Source organism: Paenirhodobacter sp. (assembly GCF_041916475.1).
Taxonomy (GTDB): Bacteria; Pseudomonadota; Alphaproteobacteria; order Rhodobacterales; family Rhodobacteraceae; genus Rhodobacter.
The window spans coordinates 107225-128477 of record NZ_JAYRZN010000002.1 but is presented as its reverse complement, the minus strand read 5'-3'; the positions used below and the strand labels follow the sequence as shown (position 1 = coordinate 128477).

Genomic DNA, 21253 nt, shown 5'->3' with positions numbered 1-21253 from the left:
CCATAGAGATTGTCGCGAAGATCAGCGCTTCGAGAACTGGAACGAACGACGGGCTTTCGCCTTGCCGTATTTCTTCCGTTCGACGACGCGCGAGTCGCGGGTCAGGAAGCCAGCCGCCTTCAGCGCGCCGCGCAGCGACGGCTCGTGCAGCTGCAGCGCCTTCGAGATGCCGTGCTTCACCGCACCGGCCTGGCCCGAGAGGCCGCCGCCGGCGACGGTCGCGTAGACATCGTACTGGCCTTCGACGCCAGCGATGCCGAACGGCTGGTTCACGATCAGCTGCAGCACCGGACGGGCGAAATAGGCCGCCATGTCCTTGCCGTTGACCACGATCTTGCCCGAACCGGCCTTGACCCACACACGGGCCACGGCGTCCTTGCGCTTGCCGGTCGCATAGGCGCGGCCGAGCGCATCGCGCACCGGCTCACGCGGAGCAGCTTCGGCGATGGCGGCGGGGGTGCCCGCAACGGCCGACTTCAGATCATCGAGGGATTTGAGTTCTTCGGCCATGATCAGCTCCGGGTGTTCTTCTTGTTCAGCGACTTGACGTCGAGAACTTCGGGTTGCTGGGCTTCATGCGGATGCGCGGCACCGGCATAGACACGCAGGTTCGACATCTGCTCGCGGCCCAGACGGTTGCGCGAGATCATGCGCTCGACCGCCTTGATCACGACGCGCTCGGGGTGCGCGCCTTCGAGCACCTGACGCGCGGTGCGGAACTTGATCCCGCCCGGGTGGCCGGTGTGCCAGTAGTAGCGCTTGTCTTCACGCTTCGCGCCCGTCATCTGCACCTTTTCGGCGTTGATGATGATCACGTTGTCGCCCATGTCCATGTGCGGCGTGAAGGTTGCTTTGTGTTTGCCACGCAGACGCATGGCGACGAGCGAAGCGAGGCGGCCCAGAACGACGCCCTCGGCGTCGATCAGGATCCACTTCTTTTCGATCTCCGCAGGCTTCGCGGTATAGGTTTTCATTGTCGATCGCCCTTTGAAGGGTTGTGGAATTCGGATGCAGGCTTTTCCTTGATCCGGCATCCGAAATCAAGCCCATTGCAGAACAATTAAATGTTCAAATACAGCATGTTATAAAATAGGTATTTAAATACCCCATGCGCAGGAGGGGAATCCGCCCCGGCGGCGCGCCCCGCCCGCGGATGCGCAAGCAAAAACCCCCTCCCCGATGCGCGATCGGGAAGGGGGCGGATGCAGCACAGCTGAAAGCGTTGGATCAGGCGGCCTTGCGGCGCAGCGCGGCCAGCGCGCCGAGGCCGCCCAGCAGCAGCGGGAATCCGGCCGGGACCGGAACCGAGGGCAGCTCCGGGTCTCCGAAATCCGGCTGTTGCAGGTGGATCTCGCCATTCGTAAGGTTGACCGCGCTGGCATAGACCGAGCCTTCGAGCGAGCCGGAGAAGCCCGACAGAGTCGCATAGGGCGCCAGAACCGAGCCGATCAGCTTCGCGTTGATCGCGATCGCCGTGGCCTCATAGAAGTTCCAGACCACCTGCTGGCCGAGGCCATAGTCCACGCCGGGCCAGTTCTTCTGAAGCGACAGATCGCTGCCCGAGACGTTGAAGACGATGGTCTCGCCCTCGCCCAGGTCGAATTTGAACTCCATCTTGCTCAGGTCGTCGAGCGAGATGTTGTAGACGCCGGCGCCGAAGGTGTAGCCCTGCTCGCCGGTGACATAGCTGCCGCTCGAAGGCAGTGCCGCCAGCGCCGCAGACCAGCCATCGAGCGCGGAGACCACCTCGGCCTTGTCGAGCACGAGCCCCGAGGGCAGGCTGCCTACAGTGACATTCGCCGCTGGCACGTTGTTGATGAAGCCGGTGTTGGTGCCGCCGATCACCACGGTGACCGCGGGATCGAGGTTCAGCGTGATGTCCTTGTTGCCCAGCACGACCACATTCGCGAGCCCGGCATCCGGCACCGTGGATTTCACGAATCCCGCCTGCATGGTCGAGCCGGTGAGGTTGCCGCCGATATAGACGTTGCCCTCGACCTCCTGCGACGAATAAACATCGCCCTTGGTGATCAGGTTGTACTGCTGCAGCAGCTCGACCGCATTGAGCGACGCGGCCTGCGCCGCCCCTGCCAGCCCCAAACCGATGCCACCGGCAAGCACCATGCCCTTGAACAACACACTCATACTATTCTCCAATCAACCAGAAATAGTTAGCGGTTCCTTGAGCGAATCTCGCAGCTGCAGAAAGCGAATGTGATGTGCGTCAGCGCACAGAAATGTGGCACCCATGCACCGTTTCCAGGGTAGAACCGCGCGTTTCAGTTTCGTGGAATGGAATAGGTCATGGAGGCGCGCGCGACCGGCTGCGTTTCTCCTTCGGAGAAGATCAGCACATCGCCCACCGCCAGCACCCGCCCGAGCTTCAGCAGGCGCACCTGGGCGATCAGGTCCCGCCCGGCGACCGGCTTGCGCATGAAGTCTATATTCGCGCCCGTGGTCACCGCGAGCGCGACCGGCCCGAGCCGGCTCAGAATCGCGAGATAGACCCCGACATCGGCCAGCGCGAACATGGTGGGCCCCGAGACCGTCCCCCCAGGGCGCAGGTGCCGGTCCCCCACCCGCAGCCGCACCACCAGCGCCTCGCCCACCGCATCCACCGCGAAATCCCCCGCCACCTGCGGAAACTCCCGCGCCACGAAGGCCTCCAGCCCGGGGCCGTCCATCGCCAGTTCCATCTTTCCTCCACCGTCTCCCTGCCGCTAGAGTTTCAGCGACAGGGAGGAATTGCAATGACGGAACTGGTCGAACTGCGCCGTGACGCTGCGGTCGCGCATCTGACAATGAATGCCCCCGGCAGCCTGAACGCTCTGTCGGATGCGATGCTGGCGGCGCTGAGCACGCGGCTGAGCGAACTCGGCGCCGATGGCAGCATCCGCGCCATCGTGCTGAAGGGGGCGGGCAAGGCCTTCTGCGCCGGGCATGACCTGAAGGAGATGCAGGCCGGGCGGCAGGCCGCCGATGGCGGGCGCGGCTATTTCGCCGACCTGTTTGCGCGCTGCGGGGCGCTGATGCAGCTGATCCCGAGCCTGCCGCAGCCGGTGATTGCCGAGGTGCATGGCATTGCCACGGCGGCGGGGTGCCAGCTGGTCGCGAGCTGCGACATGGCGGTGGCGGCGGAGGGCACGCGCTTTGGCGTGAACGGGGTGAATATCGGGCTCTTTTGCTCCACGCCCATGGTCGCGCTGAGCCGCAATGTGCCGCGAAAGATGGTTTTCGAGATGCTGACCACCGGCGAATTCATCGAGGCCGCCCGCGCGCGCGAGCTGGGCCTCGTGAACCGGGTGGTACCGCATGCGGAACTCGCGGCGGAGACGGAGCGGCTCGCGCAGACGGTGGCGGCGAAGCTTTCCGTCGCGGTGCGGATCGGCAAGCGCGCCTTCTACGACCAGATCGGCCTCGGCCTCTCCGACGCCTATGCGCATACCGCGGCGGTGATGGTCGAGAACATGATGGAGCGCGACACCGACGAGGGCATCTGCGCCTTCATCGAGAAGCGCAAGCCAGACTGGGCCTGAGACCAGAACGCCGGGCCTAGCCGATTGCGGCGAGGCCCGGGAAGGTCTCCAGCAGCCAGAAGGCGAAGGCGGTGAACTGCCCGCTCAGCATCATCAGCCCGACCGTCCAGAGCAGCAGGCCGGAGATCTTCTCGATCCGCCCCATGTGCCGCCGCATCCAGCCCATGAAGCCGCGCAGGCTCGGGAAGAAGGCCGCAACCAGCAGGAACGGCAGCCCGAGCCCCGCGGCATAGAAGGCAAGCAGCCACGCCCCGCGCCCCACATCCGCGCCCGAGGCCGCGATCGACAGGATCGCCGCCAGCACCGGGCCGAGGCAGGGCGTCCAGCCGAAGGCGAAGGCGAGGCCGAGCAGATAGGCGCCGAAGGCCGAGCCGCCCGCATCCTTCGCCTCCAGCCGCGCCTCGTGATCGAGAAATCCGATCCGGTACACGCCCACGAAATGCGCGCCGAACACCATGATCAGAAGCCCCGAGGCCCGCATCAGCATGTCCTGATACTGGCCAAGCGCGCGGCCGAGCGCCGAGGCGCTCATCCCCATCAGCAGGAACACCGTGGACAGGCCCAGCACGAAGAACAGCGCCGCCCGCAGCGCCCGGCGCCGTGCGCCGCCGCGGTCGGCCATATCGGTGACGGAAACGCCCCCCATATAGGCCAGATAGGGCGGCACGATCGGCAGCACGCAGGGGCTGAGAAACGACAAGACCCCCGCCGCCAGCGCGATCAGCGCGGCGGGCAGGAAGGCGGCATCCATGAGCTCTGTTCCGAACATGCCCTCTCCTAGCATCGCGGAGGGGCCGCGTCACCGGGGCAAGGCTCACAACCGCGTGGACAAACCGGCCCCGGGCAGATAGCGCGGAGGGCATGGAGATCGCTGCCCGCATCGATGCCCGGGGTCTTTTGTGCCCGCTGCCCGTGCTGCGCCTGCGCAAGGTGCTGGCCGCGCTGCCCCAGGGCGCGGTGGTGGAACTCTGCGCCACCGATGGCGCCAGCTGGATCGACGTGCCGCATTTCTGCACAAGCGGCGGGCATCTGCTTCTGCGGGCCGAGGAAGCGGCGGGGGTGCTGCGCTACCTCGTGCAGCGCGGCGCGGATGTGGCATAGAAGCCACGGCGCGGGCCAAAAATTCCGCCCCGCCGCACCCAACCGACGGAATTGCGACACTTTGTGAAACCTCGCACAGTGGGCGGTTGCAATCGCGGCCGCAGTGCCGGAGGGGAGACGCAGCCCGCGCAAACGCCAGCCATGGAACCCTGATTTTTACCGGAGGCCATGGAATGGTGTCTTCTTCATCCCGCCTGTTGTCGGGAACTGCGCTGTCGTTGCTGATGTCCTGTGCGCTGCTGGCTCTGCCGGCCGGCGCCCAGGAGCTGACCGAGGAGACCGATGACGGCACGGTCGTTCTCGATACGCTGGTGGTTTCGGCCGAAGAACAGGCGAAGCAGGCGCTCGGCGCCTCCACCATCACCGCCGAGGATATCGCGAAGCAGCCCGTCACCAACGATATCTCGCAGATCGTGCGCCGCATGCCCGGCGTGAACCTCACCGGCAACGGTGTCGGCGGCCAGCGCGGCAACCAGCGCCAGATCGACATCCGCGGCATGGGCCCGGAGAACACGCTGATCCTGATCGACGGCAAGCCGGTCCTGTCGCGCAACGCGGTGCGGATGGGGCGCCAGGGCGAGCGAGACACGCGCGGGGATTCGAACTGGGTCCCGGCGGAGCTGGTCGAGCGGATCGAGGTGCTGCGCGGCCCGGCGGCGGCGCGCTACGGCTCGGGCGCGGCCGGCGGCGTGGTGAACATCATCACAAAGAAGCCCACCGCGCTGACCACCTCTGTGGGCGTGCATTACGAGATGCCCGAGAACGACAAGGAAGGCGATACCCGCCGCATCAACCTGTCCGTCTCGGGGCCGATCTCGGATACGCTGAGCTTCCGCGTTTATGGCAACTACAACCGCACGCAGAACGACGACGCCGACATCAACGCCACCGGCACCGGCCAGGAGACCGCGCCCGCGGGCAGCGAAGGGGTCGTCAACAAGGACATCGGCACGCTGCTGAGCTGGACCCCGATCAAGGGCCACAAGCTCGATTTCGAATTCACCTTCTCGCGCCAGGGCAACCTCTATGCCGGCGATCAGCAGACCGGCAGCGACGTGATCACCGATGTCGATGGGCGCGACCTGATCGGCACCGAGACCAACCGCATGCTGCGCCGCACCGTCTCGGTCACGCATAATGGCGAATACAGCTTCGGCAATTCGTTCAGCTACCTGCAATGGGAAAGCACCTCGAACACCCGCCTCGACGAGGGCACGGCGGGCGGCGGCGAGGGCAATATCAACGCGCTGGACTGGAATACCCATGACTACGACGTCCTCACCGGCAAGACCGAATGGACGCTGCCCTTCGACGTGCTGGGCAGGCCCGGCAAGCTGACCCTCGGCGCCGAATACCGCGGCGAGCGCATGGACGACGGCGGCGACGAATTCACCGTCTCCGACTATCAGAAGCAGAACCTGATCGGGCTCTATGTCGAGGACAACATCCTGCTCAGCGACGCGCTGACGCTGACCCCGGGCCTGCGCTTCGATTACAGCGACCGGTTCGGCTCCAACTGGTCTCCAAGCCTGAACGCGAAATATGCCTTCACCGAGGAATGGTCGATGAAGGCCGGCGTCGCGCGGGCCTTCAAGGCGCCGAACATCTTCCAGATGAACCCCGACTACATCTACTCCACCATGGGCAACGGCTGCCCCGTCGGCGTGCCGCGGCCCTGCTACATTTATGGCAACGACGATCTGGAGGCCGAATGGAGCATCAACTCCGAGATCGGCGTCGCCTATGAGGGCTTCAACGGCATCAACGGCAGCCTGACCTATTTCCACAACGACTATCACAACCGGATCGCGGCGGACCTCGACAGCTATGAGGACTATTCCTCCGGCGGCGCGCTCCTGCGCTGGAACAACATCCCGCGCGCGCTGATCAAGGGGATCGAGGGCAATTTCTCCACCGACCTCGGCAGCCTGTTCCACCTGAACGTCAACTTCACCAAGATGATCAAATCGGTGAACAAGCAGACGGGGAACCCGCTCAGCCTGGTGCCGAAGCACACGGTCAATGCCTCGCTGGATTACTTCGCCTCGGACAAGGTGACGGTGACCATGGCGATGACGCATTACGGCACGATCCCCGCCGCGCGCAAGACGCTCAGCACCAACACCGGCGTCGCCGAGGAAATCCCGCGGCCGTCCTACACGCTGTTCGATCTGTCCACGAAATGGGACATGGGCGAGGGCGCGGTGGTTTCGGCGGGCATCACCAACCTGTTCGACAAGGAAGTTTACCGCGAGGCCAACACCCAGGGCAATTCGAACAACTTCAACGAAGCCGGGCGCGCCTTCTACGTCGCGATCAACAAGACCTTCTGAGCGCAACAGCCGCCGCCCGGTGCCATCCGGGCGGCGGCAATCAGGAGACATCCGATGGAGCTCGACGACCGCGCCGGTTACCGGACCGACATCGCCTATCCGGCGCATTTTCACCCCGAGCAGGCCCCGGCCTGGCTCGCGGCCGTTCTGGCCGCGCTCGGCCATGCGCCGCCCGCGCCGGCCGCCTGGTGCGAGATCGGCTGCGGCGACGGCCTTGGCGCGCTGATCCTCGCCGCGGCCAATCCGGAGGTGCAGTTCACCGGGATCGACCTCAACCCTGCCCATATCGCCGCCGCCCGCGCCCGCGCTGCCGCCGCGCGGATCGGCAATATCCGCTTCCTCTGCGCCGATCTGCGCGAAATCGGGCCGCTGCCTGCGCGGTTCAGCCATATCGTCAGCCATGGCATGCTGTCCTGGGTGGGCGCGGATGTCCGCGCGGCCTTTGCGGCCTTCGCGGCGGCACATCTGGCCCCCGGCGGGGTCGTCGCCGTGCAGTACATGAGCGCACCCGGGGGCGCTGCGCTGCGCGCCTTTCATACCGTGCTGCGCCAGATGGCGGGGCGCTCCGATCCGGTGGCTGAGGGGCTCGCGCTGCTGCGCGAAATGCGGGCGGCACAGGCGGGGTTCTTCCAGCTCCATGCCCATGTCGGCGCCGCGCTGGACCAGCTTCTGGCGATGGATCCCGCCTATATCGCGCATGGCTACATGAACCCGGTGTTCGAGCCCCTCGCCTTCGCCGAGGTGGCCGCCAGCTTCGCCGCCGTGGGGCTGGAGTGGCAAGGCAGCGCCACCCCGATCGAGAATGCCGATGCACTGTCGCTGCCCGCCGCCTGCCTGCCGCAGATCGCCGCCACGCCCGACCCGGTCCTGCGCGAGACGCTGAAGGACATCGCCCGCAACCAGACCACGCGCTACGACCTGTTCGCGGCGCCCGCCCCGGCCAAGGGGCCGGCGGACCATCTGCGGCTGCTCGATGCGCGGGTCTGGGGCCTCTTGCCCGGGGCGCCCGTGCCGGAGGGGCTGCGGTTCGAGACCCGGATCGGCCCGGTCGAGGGCGATGCGCGGATCCTCGGCCCGCTCCTGCAGCGGCTGGCGCAGGGGCCCGCGCGCTTCGGCGAGCTGCTGCGCCTGCCCGCCTTCGCAGGCCGCCCGGCGGTGCTGAACCAGTGCCTGCTGCTCCTGCTCAGCGCCCATATCCTGCACCCGGTGCAGCGCTTCGGCCCGCCCGGTGCGGCGGCGCGGCTGAACCGGCTGCTTCTGGCCGGAGATGCGCCCGTGCCCGCGCTCGCGGCCCCCGCGCTCGGCTCCGGCCGCGCGCTGACGCCCGAGCTGCGCCAGGCGCTGCGCTCGGGCGCAGGCCCCGCCCCCTTGCGGCAGATGTTCGCCCTCGATGTCGAGGCGCGCACCCTGCCCTGAGCCGCGGGGCGCCCGGAGCGCGCCCCGTTTCCCAGCCACGCCAACGGCCCCCGCCCGCACAGCCCAAGCCGATATATCTGTCCAATGGAGGTCTTCTTGACACCCTTCCCCTTCCGCCTGCGCGCCCTTCTGGGCGGCACGGCCCTCCTTCTCGCCACGCTGCCAGCCGCGGCCGAAACCATCTTCACCCCGAGCGGTGATGGCTTCACCGGCCAGGTCCGCGCCGCCGCCGCCCGCCAGGGCAGCCCGATCCTCGCCGGATCGGAGGCCGTCATTTCCGGCCAGCAGATGATCCCGGGCCAGCAGGTCACGCTGATGCGCGGCGCCACGGTGCTCAACCCCGATGGCCCGATCACCGTGGATGCCGAGGGCAAGTTCAGCCTGAGCGTCGCCATCGATGCCGAGGCCCGCACCGGGCTGCAGCCGGTGGTGCTGATCGCCGAGAACCCGGCCGCGGCGACGGTGATCGACCTGAAGATCTCGCCCGAAGTGCCGCTCGCGGGCGCCGAAAAGTTCAGCGTGACGAGCGAGAAGGTCACCCGCGGCCTCTATCAGGTGGCCTATTCGCCGCGCGCGGATGCGGTCTTCGTGACCTCAGCGGTCGGGCGGCCGCCGGTGCGGGAATCGGCACTGACGCGGATTGATGCGGGCACGCTGAAGATCACCGCGCAGGCGACCCCGCCCGAAGCCCCTGCCCTGTCCAATACCCCGTCCAATGCCCCGCCCGGCGCCGCCGCCCCCGCGCAGGACGGGCGCCCGCCGCTGTTTGCGGCCTATGGCGTGGCCGTGGATGATGCCGCCGGCACGGTCTGGGTCACCAATACCCGGCAGAACACGCTGGCGGTGTACCGGCAGGACGATCTCGCGCTGCTGAAGCAGTTCGCGCCCGGCGCCGTGAACCATGCCCGCGATGTGGTGGTGGACAGCGCCAATCACCGCGCCTATGCCAGCGCGACCCGCACCGGCAATATCGAGGTGTTCGATACCCGCAGCCTGGAGCAGCTCGCCCCGATCGTGATCGCCTCGGGCAAGCGCGGCGAGGACTTCTCGGCGATGGCGCTCGATATCGACCCGGCCGGTGGGCACATCGTCACCGTTTCGATGAGCACGAACGAGGCCGCACTCGTCGATCTCAAGAGCGGTGCGCAGAAGGTGATCGACCTGCCCGGCGCGCGCGGCGCCTCGGGTGTGGCATTCGACCCGGCAGAGGGGTTGATCTTCGTCGTCTCGCAGCAGTCCGACAACCTGCTCATCGTCGAGGCGGAGAGCGGCAAAGTCCTGCACGACGTGGAAACCGGGGCGCAGCCGCTCAACGTGGCCTTCGAGCCGGTCGGGCGCCTCGTCTATGTGGCCAACCGCGGCGCGGGCACGATCACCGTTCTGGATACGGCGGGCCGGATCGTGGCGAACCTCGATGCGGGCAACCTGCCCAATCAGCTGCGCGCCGATGGCAAGGGCGCGGTCTGGGCGGTGAACAAGGCCCGCGGCGAGGATGACCCCGACGGCGACCGCGTGTGGAAGATCACGCCGGTCTCGAACTGAGCTCCGGCCCCCCGCTTGCCGGCGGGGGGCCACGCCTCCATAAACGCCCCATCCCTGCCCTGCCGAGGCCTGCCGTGCTCACCGATGCCATTGCCGCTCAGATCCTGATCGTCGATGACGCCCCCTCCGTGCGCGAGCCGCTCAGCCAGTTCCTGCGGCTGCAGGGGTTTCGCACCCGACTCGCCGCCGATGCCGCTGAGGCCCGCGAGATCCTGGCGCGCGACACGATCCATCTGGTGCTGCTCGACGTGATGATGCCGGGCGAGGACGGATTCTCGCTCTGCCGCCATATCGTCGGGACCACCCAGGTGCCGGTGATCCTGCTGACGGCGCGCGTGGCCGAAGCCGACCGCATCGCCGGGATCGAGCTTGGCGCGGATGATTATGTGCTCAAGCCCTTCAGCCTGCGCGAGCTGGTGGCGCGGATCCGCGGTGTGCTGCGCCGGGTGCCGCCCGTGCAGCCCGCCCCGGACCGCGCGCGCTACCAGTTCGGCGGGCTGGTGTTCGATGCCGCCCGCAACAGCATCCTGCATGCCGACGGCCGCGAGACCTCCCTGACCACCGGCGAAAGCCGCCTGCTCTCGACCCTGCTCGGCCGCCCGGAGGAGACCCACACCCGCACCCTGCTGCTCGATCTCGTGCGCTCGCGGCAGCTGAAGGCCAATGACCGCACCATCGACAATCTCGTCAGCCGCCTGCGCCGGAAGCTCGGCGACGATCCGGGCCGGCCGCGGCTGATCATCACCGAATGGGGCGGCGGCTACCGGATCGGCGTGCCCGTCGCCGCGGCGGGCTGAGCGGTGCGCCGGCTCCTGCCCAGCGGTATTGCCGCGCGGTTCATGCTGCTGCTTGCGGTGGTCCTGGTTGCGGTGAACCTGGCGGCGGCCCTGCTTCTCGCGCGCGAGGGCAGCGCCTTCGACCGGCGGATCCGGATCCAGGGCGATCTCGGGCGGCTGGTCGCGCTGGTGACGACGCTGGAGGAGGTGGACGATGCCTCCGCGCAGTCGATCCTGCGCGAGAGCAGCACGGGCTTCACCCGCTTCGCCCTTTCGCGAGGGCCGCTGAGCCCCCCGGGCGCGCCCGAAGATCCGCCGGTCGCGCAGGTGATCTCCGATGCGCTGGCGGGGCGCGAAGTCCGCGCGCTCACCGGCGGCGGCCAGGCCGGGGATGCGCGCACCGCGCTGACCATGGTCTCGGTGCGGCTGCAGGGCGGGATCCATGCCGGGGAATGGCTCACATCGCTGGTCTATCCGCTGCCTTCCGGCACCGCCTGGCAGTGGAAATTCGGCTTCTTCATGCCGCTGGTGATGACGCTTGGCGCGGCGCTCGTGGTGGGCGGCCTCTCGATCCGGCGGATGACGCAGCCGCTGCGCGATCTCGCCCGCGCCGCGCGCGCCGCCGGGCGCGGCGACCGGCGCGCGACGGTGCCCGAGGCGGGCGCCCGCGAAATCCGCGAAGCAGCCAGCGCCTTCAATGACATGCAGCGCCGCATCGAGGACCACGACCGCCAGCGGATGCGCCTGCTGGCCGCCCTCGGCCACGACCTGCGCACGCCGATCACAAGCCTCAGGATCCGCACGGAGATGCTGGAGGATGCCGCGCTGCGCGACCCGATGATCGCCACGCTGGAGGAAATGACGGTGATGGCCGACGACCTGCTGCATTTCGGCGCGGGCGCCCAGACCGGCGAGGCCCTGCAGGAGACCGCGCTGCGCGCGCTTCTGGCGCGCCTGTGCGCGCGCCCGGGGGCCACGCTGGCCGCCGGCGCCGAAATCCGGATGGCGGTGCGCCCGGTCAGCCTCGCGCGCGCGCTGAGCAACCTGATCGACAATGCGCTGCGCTATGGCGGCCAGGCGCGCGTCGGCCTGATCCGGGACGGGGCCGAGGTGGTGTTCCGGGTGGAGGACGCAGGCCCCGGCATTCCCGAGGCCCGGCTGGGAGACGTGGTCGAGCCCTTCGTCCGGGGCGAGGAGAGCCGCTCGGCCGAGACCGGCGGCACCGGGCTTGGCCTCGCGATCACGCGCAATATCGCGCTGGCCCATGGCGGGGCGCTGCGGCTGCAGAACCTGCCGCAGGGCGGCCTCTGCGCCGAATTGCGCCTGCCCGCCGGAGCGTGAGGGGCCATGCAGTTTGAGCGGATCGTGGAGCGCGGGGCCTATCGCATCGACCTGATCGACGGGCCGGGCCCCGATCTCGCCATCGCCTTTTCCTCGGTCGGGCACGACCCCGCGCGCCCGCCCGCGCCGGAATTCGTGGCGACGGCAACCGGGCGCGGCAGCGGGCGGCCGGGGCGGCGGGCGCTCTTCGTTTCGGATGCGGGGCGCAGCTGGGCCAATGACCCCGATTTCGAGCCTGCCCTCCGCGCCGCGCTGGATCAGGCCGGGCGCAGGGCGCCGCTCGGGTGCATTGCCACGCTGGGCCTTTCCATGGGCGCCTTCAGCGCGCTGGCCGCGGCGCGGGTGCTGCCGGTCGATGCTGTCCTCGCCTTCTCGCCGCAATGGTCGGTCTCCGTCCCCGGAGAGACACGCTGGGCGGAATGGACGGCGCGGCTGCCGCCCCTGCGCTGGCCCACGGCGCCGCAGCCCGGCCGGGCGCAAAGCTATCTGTTCCATGGCGCGGCCGATGACCTGCCGCATGCCCTGCGCTTCCCCGCCTGGCCCCGGAGCGATCAGCTGCTGTTTGCCGGGCTCGGCCATTCCGGGCTGGTGCCGCATCTGAAATCCCGCGGCGCGCTTGCGGGGCTGCTGGAGGCCGCGCTGTCCGGAGACCGGCGGCGCGTGCTGCGCATCGCGGCTTCGGCCGGGGCGAAACGCCGCCTGCCGCCCCCGTCAGTATGGCAGCAATTCTGACAATTGCAGGCATTCGGCCCGCGCAAACAGCTTTGCTTAAATATTTGGACACCTGCCTCCCCTACAAAGAGCGGTAACTGAGTAGGAGTTAGAGCATGTTCGGCCGCAAGAAATCTCCGGCAACCGGGTCCGTCTCCGGCGCCGTCCTCAGCGCGATGGAGACCGCGCTGGCCGTCATCACCTTCCGCCCGGACGGGGCCATCCTCTCCGCCAACCGCAGCTACTGTGCCCTGCTGGGCCGCACGGAGGCGGAGCTGGTCGGACGCCAGATGAACACCGTGCTCAGCGCATCGGAATGGGACGGGCTGGTGCATGGCATGATCTGGCACCGCCTGCTGCGCGGCGAAACACAATGCCTCACCGTGGCGCCGCTGACGCGCGCGGGAGAAATGCTCTATCTCGAATCCACCTTCGTCCCGGTGCGCAACGCGCAGGGCGAGGTCGACCTGATCGTGAATTTCGTCGCCGACGTCACCCAGCGGATGCGCCGCTTCGCCCATGACACTGCCGTCGTGAGCGCGATCAGCCGGTCGATGGGCGTGATCGAATTCGACCTCGACGGCCATATCACCGAGGTCAATGCCGCCTTCCTGAACACGATGGGCTATGCCGGGCAGGACCTGATCGGCCAGCATCACCGCATATTCCTGCCGCCCGGCGCGGCCGACCGGCCCGATTATGCCGCCTTCTGGAGCCGCCTGCGCAGCGGAACATTTACGAGCGGGGAATTCCTGCGGGTGGGGAGCGCGGGGCAGGACGTCTGGCTGCAGGCGAGCTACAACCCGCTGTTCGATGCCGAAGGCAATGTCTGCGGCGTGATCAAGTTCGCGACCGACATCACCCCCTCCAAGACGGTCTCGCTGGACCATGCCGGGCAGCTCGCCGCGCTCGACCGGGCGCAGGCGGTGATCGAATTCGATCTCGAGGGCAACATCCTGTTCGCCAACCAGAACTATCTGGACACGATGGGCTACGCGCTGGACGAGATCGTGGGCCAGCATCACTCGATCTTCGTCCATCCGGAAGAGCGCGACAGCGCGGAATACGCGAGCTTCTGGGCCTCGCTCCGGGCCGGTGCATTTCAGGAAAGCGAATATTGCCGTCTCTCCAAGGACGGCCGCCCGGTCTGGCTGCAGGCCGTTTATAACGTCGTGCTCGACCCGGCCGGCCATCCCTACAAGGTGATCAAGTTCGCCAGCGACATCACCTGGCGCAAGCGGGCGCTCGCGCAGCTGGAGGTCGGCGTGGAAAAGCTGAGCCGGGGCGATCTCACCGCCACGCTCGACGAGGTGATGCCGCAGGAATTCGAGGAGCTGCGCTGCAATTTCAACCAGTCGGTGGAGAAGATGGGCGGCCTCGTGGGAGTGATCGTGAGCGGCATTGCGTCGATCATGGACGAGGTCGAGCTGCTCTCTCATGGCGCGGCGGAGCTGAGCCGGCGGACCGATCTGCAATCCACCTCGCTGGAAGAAGCCGCCGCGGCAATCACCCAGCTGTCGGTTTCCGTGCGCAGCTCTTCCACCAACGCGCGCGAGGCAGCGCATGCCGTGGCCCAGACCCGGCAGCGCTCCGATGACGGCGCGAGCATCGTCCACGAGATGATCGGCGCGATGCAGGACATTGCCGACAGTTCGCGCCGGATCTCGCGGATCACCGCGATGATCGACGACATCGCCTTCCAGACCAACCTTCTCGCGCTGAACGCGGGCGTCGAGGCGGCGCGCGCGGGCGAGATGGGCCGCGGCTTTGCGGTGGTTGCATCCGAGGTGCGCGCCCTCGCGCAGCGCTCTTCCGAGGCCGCGCAGGAAATCAAGCAGCTGATCGACACGTCGACCCGGCAAGTGCTGCGCGGTGTCGACCTGGTCGATCAGTCGGGCGGCGCGCTGACCGAGATTAACCTGCTCGTCCAAGAACTGGACGGCCTCGTGCAGACGATCGCGAGCGCCAGCGCCGAGCAGGCTGCCAGCATTGCCGAGGTGAGCTCCAACGTTCACGAACTGGACCGCACCACCCAGGAAAACGCCGCCCTGTTCGAGGATAACAGCACCGCCTTCCGCAACCTGCTGCTGCAATCGCGCGAGATCGCAGATGAGGGGGCAGTGTTCCAGATCCCGGCCCCGCAGCGCGCGGCGATGCCAGCCAAAGCCGCGCCCCGCCGCGCCCTTAAAGCCGGGTGACGCGGCCCGCGCCGTCCCCGCAGGGAGTGCTGGCGCTCAGCCCGCCTCGGACGGAACCGCGTCGAAATCGCGCGCGTCGTGGCGCTCGCGCAGCTGTTCGGACGGGGCGCCCGACGTCCGGTTCACGATCCGGCCACGCTTCACCGCGGGGCGGGCGAAAACCTGATCGGCCCACCGCAGCACATTACGGTATTCGTGCACCGACAAGAACTCCGCAGCGCCATAGCTCCAGCCCTTCACCAGCCCGCCATACCAGGGCCAGATCGCCATATCGGCGATGGTATAGGCATCCCCGGCGATATATTCGCTTTTGGCCAGGCGCCGGTCGAGCACATCGAGCTGCCGCTTCGTCTCCATCGCGTAACGGTTGATGGGATATTCGAATTTCTCCGGCGCATAGGCGTAGAAATGGCCGAAGCCACCGCCGACGAAGGGCGCCGATCCCATCTGCCAGAACAGCCACGACAGGGTTTCGGCACGGGCGGGCTGCGTGGTGGGCAGGAAGGTCCCGAATTTTTCGGCCAGATGCATCAGGATCGCGCCGGATTCAAAAATCCGGACCGGCTCCTTGCCACTGCGGTCCATCAGCGCCGGGATCTTGGAATTCGGATTGACCGCGACGAAGCCCGAGCCGAACTGGTCGCCCTTGCCGATGTCGATCAGCCAGGCGTCATATTCGGCGCCGGAATGGCCCGCGGCCAGCAGCTCCTCGAACATGATGGTGACCTTCTGGCCATTCGGCGTGCCGAGGGAATAGAGCTGGAACGGGTGCTGGCCCACCGGCAGCTCGGTGTCATGCGTCGGCCCGGAAATGGGGCGGTTGATCGAGGCCCAGCGGCCACCGCTTTGCTGATCCCAGGTCCACACCCGGGGCGGAACATAGGCGGTATCAGTCATGGGGGGTGTCCTCCGGTTCAGGAATGTCGGTGCCGCGCCACCGCGGACGGCCCGTGGCCGAAGATAGGCGCCTGCGCCCCGAGGGCAAGGCCCCTAGGCCCAGGGCCCGCGCGGGCCCCGCCCCGGCCGCCCCGCCCGCGGCACCGATGTCGCGCCCGGCTCCGCCCGCGCGCCCATCTCCTGCGCCATCTGCCGCAGCGCCGCCACCCGGTTTTCGGTCGAAGGGTGGGTCGCAAACAGGTTGTCGTGCCGGTAGGCATGCAGGGGATTGACGATGAACATATGCGCCGTCGCCGGGTTGCGCTCGGCTGCGGCATTGTCGATCCTGGCGGCCCCGGCCTGGATCCGCTGCAGCGCGGAGGCAAGCCAGAGCGGATTGCCGCAGATCTGCGCCCCCGCCCGGTCCGCCGAATATTCGCGCGTGCGGCTGATCGCCATCTGCACCAGCGCAGCGGCCATCGGCGCGAGCAGCATCATCGCAAGGCTCGCCACAGGCCCCGGCCCGTTCTCGCGCCGCCCGCCGAAGAACATCGCGAAATTCGCGAGCATGGAGATCGCCCCGGCGAAGGTCGCCGTCACCGTCATGATTGCGGTGTCATGGTTGCGGATATGGGCGAGCTCATGCGCCACCACCCCTGCCAGCTCCTCGCGCGAGAGGCTCTGCATCAGCCCCGTCGTCACCGCCACCGCGGCGTTCTGCGGGTTGCGCCCGGTCGCGAAGGCATTGGGCTGCGGCGTGTCGATCAGATAGACCGCCGGCGCAGGCAGCCCCGCGCGCCCGGCCAGCTCCGCCACCAGCTGCGAAAGCCCGGAGCGGTCCCCGGTGCCCACAGGCTGCGCATTGTGCATCCGCAGCACCATCTTGTCGGAATTCCACCAGGTCACGGCATTCATCAGCCCGGCCACCACGAGCGCACCCAGCATCCCGCCCCGGCCGCCGAACATATAGCCGAGCCCCATGAACAGCGCGGTCATGGCGGCCATCAGCAGGGCGGTCTTGAAATAGCCCATGGTTCCTCCTCGCAGCTTCTGAACATACGCAGTCCTCCGAATATAGGCGGTGCTCCGCGCAGGCCAACCCGGGGAGATCAGGCATCCACCATGCCATAGGCGAGGCGGATTTCCTTGCGCAGGGCCTCGATCGCCTCTCCGGAGAGCTCGGTGCGGTCGTAAAAGCAGATCGCCGTATGGCCGAGCTCCGGCAGGCCGGAGGCCGCGCCCAGCTCCTCGCAGCCCGCAATCGCGACGCCCTCGATCCGCGCCGTCACCGCGATCCCCGCCGCCACCGTCGCCTCGATCACGGTGTCGCTGTCGCCCTCGACCGCATCCTCGGGAATGTAGCCCGCCGCATCCAGCGCCGCCAGCGCCACCGGCCGGAAGCCACAGGCCCGCGCGAGCGCGACCCGCAGCGGCTGATCGGTGCGCGCCTGCAGGCCCGGCACCCCGAGCCACACCAGCCTGCGCAGCGCCAACACCTCGCCCTGCGGTCCGGGCCGCGGCTCCGTCGTCAGGATCATGTCGAGCGCCCCCTCCGCATGCGCGACCAGAAGCTGCGCCGTGTTCGACACCGTGAGCACGATGCGCAGCCGCGGCCAGCCCAGCGTCATCAGCCGCAGGATCGCCGGGATCTGCGGGGCCACGATATCATGCGGCACGCCGATGCGCAGGTTCTGGATCCCCTCCTCCGCCCCGACCGAGCACAGCGCCTCATCGTTCAGCCGCAGCATGCGCCGCCCGTAATCCACCAGCCGGTCCCCGGCCGGGCTCAGCGTCATCCGGCGCTGGCTGCGGGTGAACATCTGCTGGCCGAGCATCTCCTCCAGCCGCCGGATCTGCATGGAGACGGCCGATTGCGTGAGGTTCAGCACCTGCGCTGCGCGGGTGACGCTGCCGGTTTCGGCCACGGTCACCACCGCGCGCAGGGCGGTCAGATCCAGATTGCGCGCCATCATCACGATCCTTGATTATAACCGACACAATCCTTCGTTATCTTCATGGAGCCGTCAAGGATATATCAGGGGCAGTGATAGCACACCGCCCCTGATCACGCAGACTGATCCTGAAAGGAGATCCAGATGGCCCGTACCGAAGCAAGAGCCCGCCCGCAGACCGCCGCCCGGCGCCGGTCGTTCTGGCAGTGGATCGTGGCGCTCGATGCGCTCTACCGCAACCGCCGCCAGCTTGCGCGGCTGGACCTGCGCCTGCTCGAAGATGCCGGGCTCCAATGGTCCGAGGCCCAGGCCGAAGCGGCGCGCCGCAGCTGGGACGCGCCCTCGACCTGGTACAACTTCCCGCGCGGGCGCTGAGCGGGCGCTTACTCCCAGCCGCAGACGCCCTTGATCTCGGTGAAGTCGTGGATGCCCCAGTCGGCATATTCGCGGCCGTTGCCGGATTGCTTGTAGCCGCCGAAGGGCGCGAACAAGTCCCAGGCGGGCCCGTTCACATAGACCGATCCCGCGCGCAGCTGCCGTGCCACGGCGCGCGCGTGATCGCGGCTGCCCGATTGCACATAGGCCGCGAGCCCATAGACCGTGTCATTGGCGATGGCGATCGCCTCTTCCTCGGTCTCGTAGGGCAGGATCGAGAGCACCGGCCCGAAGATTTCCTCGCGCGCGATGGTCATGTCGTTGCGCACATCGCCAAACACGGTGGGCTTCACGAAATAGCCCACGTTGCGGCCCTCGGGCTTGCCCACCCCCCCGGTGACGAGCGTCGCGCCCTCGTCGATGCCCGCCTGGATCAGCCGCTGCACCTTCTCGAACTGCAGCGCAGAGACCAGCGGCCCCATCGTGGTAGCCTCCTCGCGCGGATCGCCGATCACCACGCTTTCCGCCGCGGCCTTCGCGATCCGCAGCGCCTCTGCGTGGCGCTCCGCAGGCACCAGCATCCGCGTCGGCGCGTCGCAGGATTGCCCGGTGTTGTTCATCACCCCGATCGTGCCTTCCGTCACGGCCGTCTCCAGATCGGCATCGGGCAGGACGATATTGGGGGATTTGCCGCCCAGCTCCTGCGCCACGCGCTTCACCGTCTCGGCCGCGGTGCGCGCGACGATGATGCCCGCGCGGGTCGATCCGGTGAAGCTCACCATATCCACCTCCGGATGCCCCGCCATCACCTGGCCCACCTCCGGCCCGGTGCCGTTGATCAGGTTGAACACGCCCGCGGGCGTGCCGGCCTCATCCATGATCTCGGCAAACAGGATCCCGCTCATCGGCGCGATTTCCGACGGCTTCAGCACCACCGTGCAGCCCGCCGCCAGCGCCGGGGCGACCTTGCACACGATCTGGTTCATCGGCCAGTTCCAGGGCGTGATCAGCGCACAGACCCCAACCGGCTCGCGCAGGATCCGCGTGGTGCCGCGCTGCACCTCCCATTCAAACGCTTCGGCGGCGGCAATGGTGGCCTCCATATGGCCCTGCCCGGCATAGGCCTGCGCCTCGCGCGCCCAGGTGATCGGGGCGCCCATCTCGTGGCTGATCGCCTGCGCCATGTCCTCGTAGCGGCGCTTGTAGATCTCCAGCACGCGCTTCAGCAGCGCTATGCGCTCGGCCACAGGCGTCGCGGCCCAGGCCGGGAATGCCGCGCGGGCGGCGGATACCGCGCGCTCCACATCGGCGGCGGTGCCGCCCGAGATCGTGGCATAGGGCTGCTCGGTCGCCGGGTCGATCACCGCGATCGGGGAGGCGGCCAGCGGCGCCACCCAGGCGCCATTGATGTAGAATTTTTCGGAAACAGGCATGTCAGGCTCCGGATCAGGGGAAAACGAGTGGGGTCGCGCCCGGGCGCAGGGCAAGTGCCGCGAGGCTGCCCGGGGCGGGGATGGTTTCGGCGCGGGTGCGGGGCACGTCGAGGATCACCTCGCCCGCGCCTTCCAGCCGCCCGATCACGCGCAGGCTGCGGCCATGAAACACCGTGGTGGAGACCCGGAACCCGAGGCCCGCGGGCGCGAGCTCCAGATCCTCGGGCCGCAGCCCGAGCGTGACCGGCGCTCCCGGAGGGAGGCCGCGCGCCTCCGGCACCGGCAGCGTCTGGCCGCACAGGCGCACCGCCCCCACGCCCGCCGCCTGCGCCGGCAGCAGGTTCATCGTGCCAATGAACCCCGCCACGAAGCGGGTGGCCGGGCGGTCATAGAGCTCCGCGGGCGCGGCGATCTGCTCGATCCGCCCGCCCTGCATCACCACGATCCGGTCGGAGATCGACAGCGCCTCGGTCTGGTCGTGGGTGACCATGACGAAGGTCGTCCCGAGGCGCGCCTGCAGGCTCTTCAGCTCCACCTGCATCTGCTCGCGCAGGCTCGCATCCAGCGCCGAAAGCGGCTCATCGAGCAAGAGCAGCTTCGGCGCGCATACGAGCGCACGCGCCAGCGCCACCCGCTGCCGCTGCCCGCCCGAGAGTGCCGAAACCGGGCGCTTGGCCTTGTCCGCAAGGCCCACCAGCTCCAGCGCATCGGCGACCCGGCGCGCGGTCTCGGCCCGCGGCGTGCCGCGTACGCTGAGCCCGAAGGCCACGTTCTCGGCCACATTCATATGCGGAAATACCGCGTAATCCTGAAACACCGTGTTCACCGGGCGCCGGTTGGGCGGCAGATGCCCGATCTCTGCCCCGTTCAGCAGCACCCGGCCGGAGGTCGGGCGCTCGAACCCCGCCACCACCCGCAGCGTCGTCGTCTTGCCGCAGCCCGAAGGCCCGAGCAGGCTCACGAATTCGCCCTCGGCGATGTCGAGGTCCACGTCGATCAGCCCGAAGGCGCCGCCGCCGAAATCCTTCGTCACCCCGCGCAGGGACAGAAGCGGGTCACTCATCGCCGCGCACCTCCGAAGGTTTGGTCGTATTGACCCAGATGATCACACAGAGCTCCGCGCCATCGTTGCGGAAGGAATGCAGCAAGGTGGAGCGGAAGGCGAAGCTGTCGCCGGTGCGCAGCCGGTAGCTGGTGCCGTCGATCACCAGCTCCGCCTCGCCCTGCATCACATAGCCGAATTCATGGCCGGAATGGGCATAGGCCTCGCGGGTGCCGCCGCCGGGCGCGATCTCCACCGTCATGCCGGTGAGCGTGGCGCCGGGCGGCGAGAGGAGCTGCTTGCGCACCCCGTCCGAATGCACCGGCAGCGCGCGGCGCCGGTTCGCGCGCACGCAATAGATGTCGTTGTCGGCCTCGTCGTCGCCGATGAGCAGCGACGGCTCGATCCCGAGCGCCGCCGCCAGCGGCCAGATCGTGCGCACCTTGAGCGAGGACACCCCGCGCTCGATCTGGCTCAGCGCGCCGACGGAAATCCCCGCCTGCGCCGCGACATCGGCCAGCGAGCGCCCCGCTTCCAGCCGCAGCGCCCGCAGGCGGCGGCCGACGCGGATATCGGCCAGGGTGCCCGGCTCTGTCACCGGTTGGGGCAAATCGTCCATCT

The 21253-nt window shown here is 68.3% G+C and carries 21 protein-coding genes; 10 read left to right on the top strand and 11 right to left on the bottom strand.

The window, feature by feature from the left end; all coding sequences use genetic code 11:
* Nucleotides 1–21: 21 nt before the first annotated feature.
* From rpsI to ACOMG5_RS01525, 4 genes are all read right to left on the bottom strand, one after another.
* Nucleotides 22–510: a 30S ribosomal protein S9 gene (gene rpsI / locus ACOMG5_RS01540; RefSeq protein WP_420342013.1), complete on the bottom strand. Its 489-nt coding sequence runs from the start codon at nt 508–510 to the stop codon at nt 22–24.
* Nucleotides 511–512: 2 nt separating this feature from the next.
* Nucleotides 513–974, bottom strand: a complete 462-nt coding sequence (gene rplM / locus ACOMG5_RS01535) for a 50S ribosomal protein L13 (RefSeq protein WP_420342012.1) — start codon at nt 972–974, stop codon at nt 513–515.
* A gap of 253 nt (nt 975–1227) precedes the next feature.
* Entirely contained in the window at nt 1228–2145 is a 918-nt protein-coding gene (locus tag ACOMG5_RS01530) for a collagen-binding domain-containing protein (RefSeq protein ID WP_420342011.1), read from the bottom strand.
* Nucleotides 2146–2279: 134 nt separating this feature from the next.
* A complete protein-coding gene (locus ACOMG5_RS01525) occupies nt 2280–2696 on the bottom strand; it encodes a PaaI family thioesterase (RefSeq protein WP_420342010.1) in 417 nt (138 codons plus the stop codon).
* Nucleotides 2697–2750: 54 nt separating this feature from the next.
* On the opposite strand from ACOMG5_RS01525, the gene ACOMG5_RS01520 reads away from it, so the two are divergent.
* On the top strand, nt 2751–3536 hold the full coding sequence (locus ACOMG5_RS01520) for an enoyl-CoA hydratase (RefSeq protein ID WP_420342009.1): 786 nt from the start codon (nt 2751–2753) through the stop codon (nt 3534–3536).
* Between the two features lie 16 nt (nt 3537–3552).
* Here the strand turns inward: ACOMG5_RS01520 and ACOMG5_RS01515 are convergent, their stop codons facing one another.
* A complete protein-coding gene (locus tag ACOMG5_RS01515; RefSeq protein WP_420342008.1) occupies nt 3553–4305 on the bottom strand; it encodes a cytochrome c biogenesis CcdA family protein in 753 nt (250 codons plus the stop codon).
* 92 nt (nt 4306–4397) lie between these two features.
* Here ACOMG5_RS01515 and ACOMG5_RS01510 point away from each other — a divergent pair, with 92 nt between their 5' ends.
* The 8 genes from ACOMG5_RS01510 to ACOMG5_RS01475 all read left to right on the top strand — a co-directional run bounded on the left by ACOMG5_RS01510 (nt 4398) and on the right by ACOMG5_RS01475 (nt 14954).
* Complete coding sequence (locus tag ACOMG5_RS01510) at nt 4398–4637, top strand: sulfurtransferase TusA family protein (RefSeq protein WP_420342007.1); 240 nt, start codon at nt 4398–4400, stop codon at nt 4635–4637.
* Between the two features lie 224 nt (nt 4638–4861).
* Complete coding sequence (locus ACOMG5_RS01505; RefSeq protein ID WP_420342006.1) at nt 4862–6970, top strand: FepA family TonB-dependent siderophore receptor; 2109 nt, start codon at nt 4862–4864, stop codon at nt 6968–6970.
* 54 nt (nt 6971–7024) lie between these two features.
* Complete coding sequence (locus ACOMG5_RS01500) at nt 7025–8386, top strand: class I SAM-dependent methyltransferase (protein ID WP_420342005.1); 1362 nt, start codon at nt 7025–7027, stop codon at nt 8384–8386.
* 96 nt (nt 8387–8482) lie between these two features.
* Nucleotides 8483–9928: a YncE family protein gene (locus ACOMG5_RS01495; protein ID WP_420342004.1), complete on the top strand. Its 1446-nt coding sequence runs from the start codon at nt 8483–8485 to the stop codon at nt 9926–9928.
* A 74-nt stretch (nt 9929–10002) separates the two neighbouring features.
* Nucleotides 10003–10725, top strand: a complete 723-nt coding sequence (locus ACOMG5_RS01490) for a response regulator (RefSeq protein ID WP_420342003.1) — start codon at nt 10003–10005, stop codon at nt 10723–10725.
* Nucleotides 10726–10728: 3 nt separating this feature from the next.
* Nucleotides 10729–12045: an ATP-binding protein gene (locus ACOMG5_RS01485; protein ID WP_420342002.1), complete on the top strand. Its 1317-nt coding sequence runs from the start codon at nt 10729–10731 to the stop codon at nt 12043–12045.
* Nucleotides 12046–12051: 6 nt separating this feature from the next.
* On the top strand, nt 12052–12777 hold the full coding sequence (locus ACOMG5_RS01480) for a hypothetical protein (RefSeq protein ID WP_420342001.1): 726 nt from the start codon (nt 12052–12054) through the stop codon (nt 12775–12777).
* Nucleotides 12778–12872: 95 nt separating this feature from the next.
* Entirely contained in the window at nt 12873–14954 is a 2082-nt protein-coding gene (locus ACOMG5_RS01475) for a methyl-accepting chemotaxis protein (RefSeq protein ID WP_420342000.1), read from the top strand.
* Nucleotides 14955–14990: 36 nt separating this feature from the next.
* Here ACOMG5_RS01475 and yghU read toward each other — a convergent pair whose 3' ends face one another.
* The 3 genes from yghU to ACOMG5_RS01460 form a co-directional block, all read right to left on the bottom strand.
* Nucleotides 14991–15851, bottom strand: a complete 861-nt coding sequence (gene yghU, locus ACOMG5_RS01470; RefSeq protein ID WP_420341999.1) for a glutathione-dependent disulfide-bond oxidoreductase — start codon at nt 15849–15851, stop codon at nt 14991–14993.
* A gap of 93 nt (nt 15852–15944) precedes the next feature.
* Nucleotides 15945–16862, bottom strand: coding sequence for a zinc metalloprotease HtpX (gene htpX, locus ACOMG5_RS01465; protein ID WP_420341998.1), 918 nt, complete (start codon nt 16860–16862; stop codon nt 15945–15947).
* 77 nt (nt 16863–16939) lie between these two features.
* Entirely contained in the window at nt 16940–17800 is an 861-nt protein-coding gene (locus ACOMG5_RS01460) for a LysR family transcriptional regulator (protein WP_420341997.1), read from the bottom strand.
* 126 nt (nt 17801–17926) lie between these two features.
* On the opposite strand from ACOMG5_RS01460, the gene ACOMG5_RS01455 reads away from it, so the two are divergent.
* A complete protein-coding gene (locus tag ACOMG5_RS01455) occupies nt 17927–18157 on the top strand; it encodes a hypothetical protein (RefSeq protein WP_420341996.1) in 231 nt (76 codons plus the stop codon).
* An 8-nt stretch (nt 18158–18165) separates the two neighbouring features.
* On the opposite strand, the gene ACOMG5_RS01450 is transcribed toward ACOMG5_RS01455, so the two are convergent.
* Genes ACOMG5_RS01450 through ACOMG5_RS01440 form a run of 3 tightly spaced genes read right to left on the bottom strand, consistent with a single transcriptional unit; the run spans nt 18166 to nt 21251 of the window.
* A complete protein-coding gene (locus ACOMG5_RS01450) occupies nt 18166–19590 on the bottom strand; it encodes an aldehyde dehydrogenase family protein (protein WP_420341995.1) in 1425 nt (474 codons plus the stop codon).
* A gap of 13 nt (nt 19591–19603) precedes the next feature.
* Nucleotides 19604–20653, bottom strand: a complete 1050-nt coding sequence (locus ACOMG5_RS01445; RefSeq protein ID WP_420341994.1) for an ABC transporter ATP-binding protein — start codon at nt 20651–20653, stop codon at nt 19604–19606.
* Nucleotides 20646–21251 carry a cupin domain-containing protein gene (locus ACOMG5_RS01440; RefSeq protein ID WP_420341993.1) on the bottom strand — a complete coding sequence of 202 codons (606 nt, stop codon included), beginning with the start codon at nt 21249–21251 and terminating at the stop codon, nt 20646–20648. Before ACOMG5_RS01440 ends, ACOMG5_RS01445 begins: the two co-directional genes overlap by 8 nt.
* Nucleotides 21252–21253: the final 2 nt, after the last annotated feature.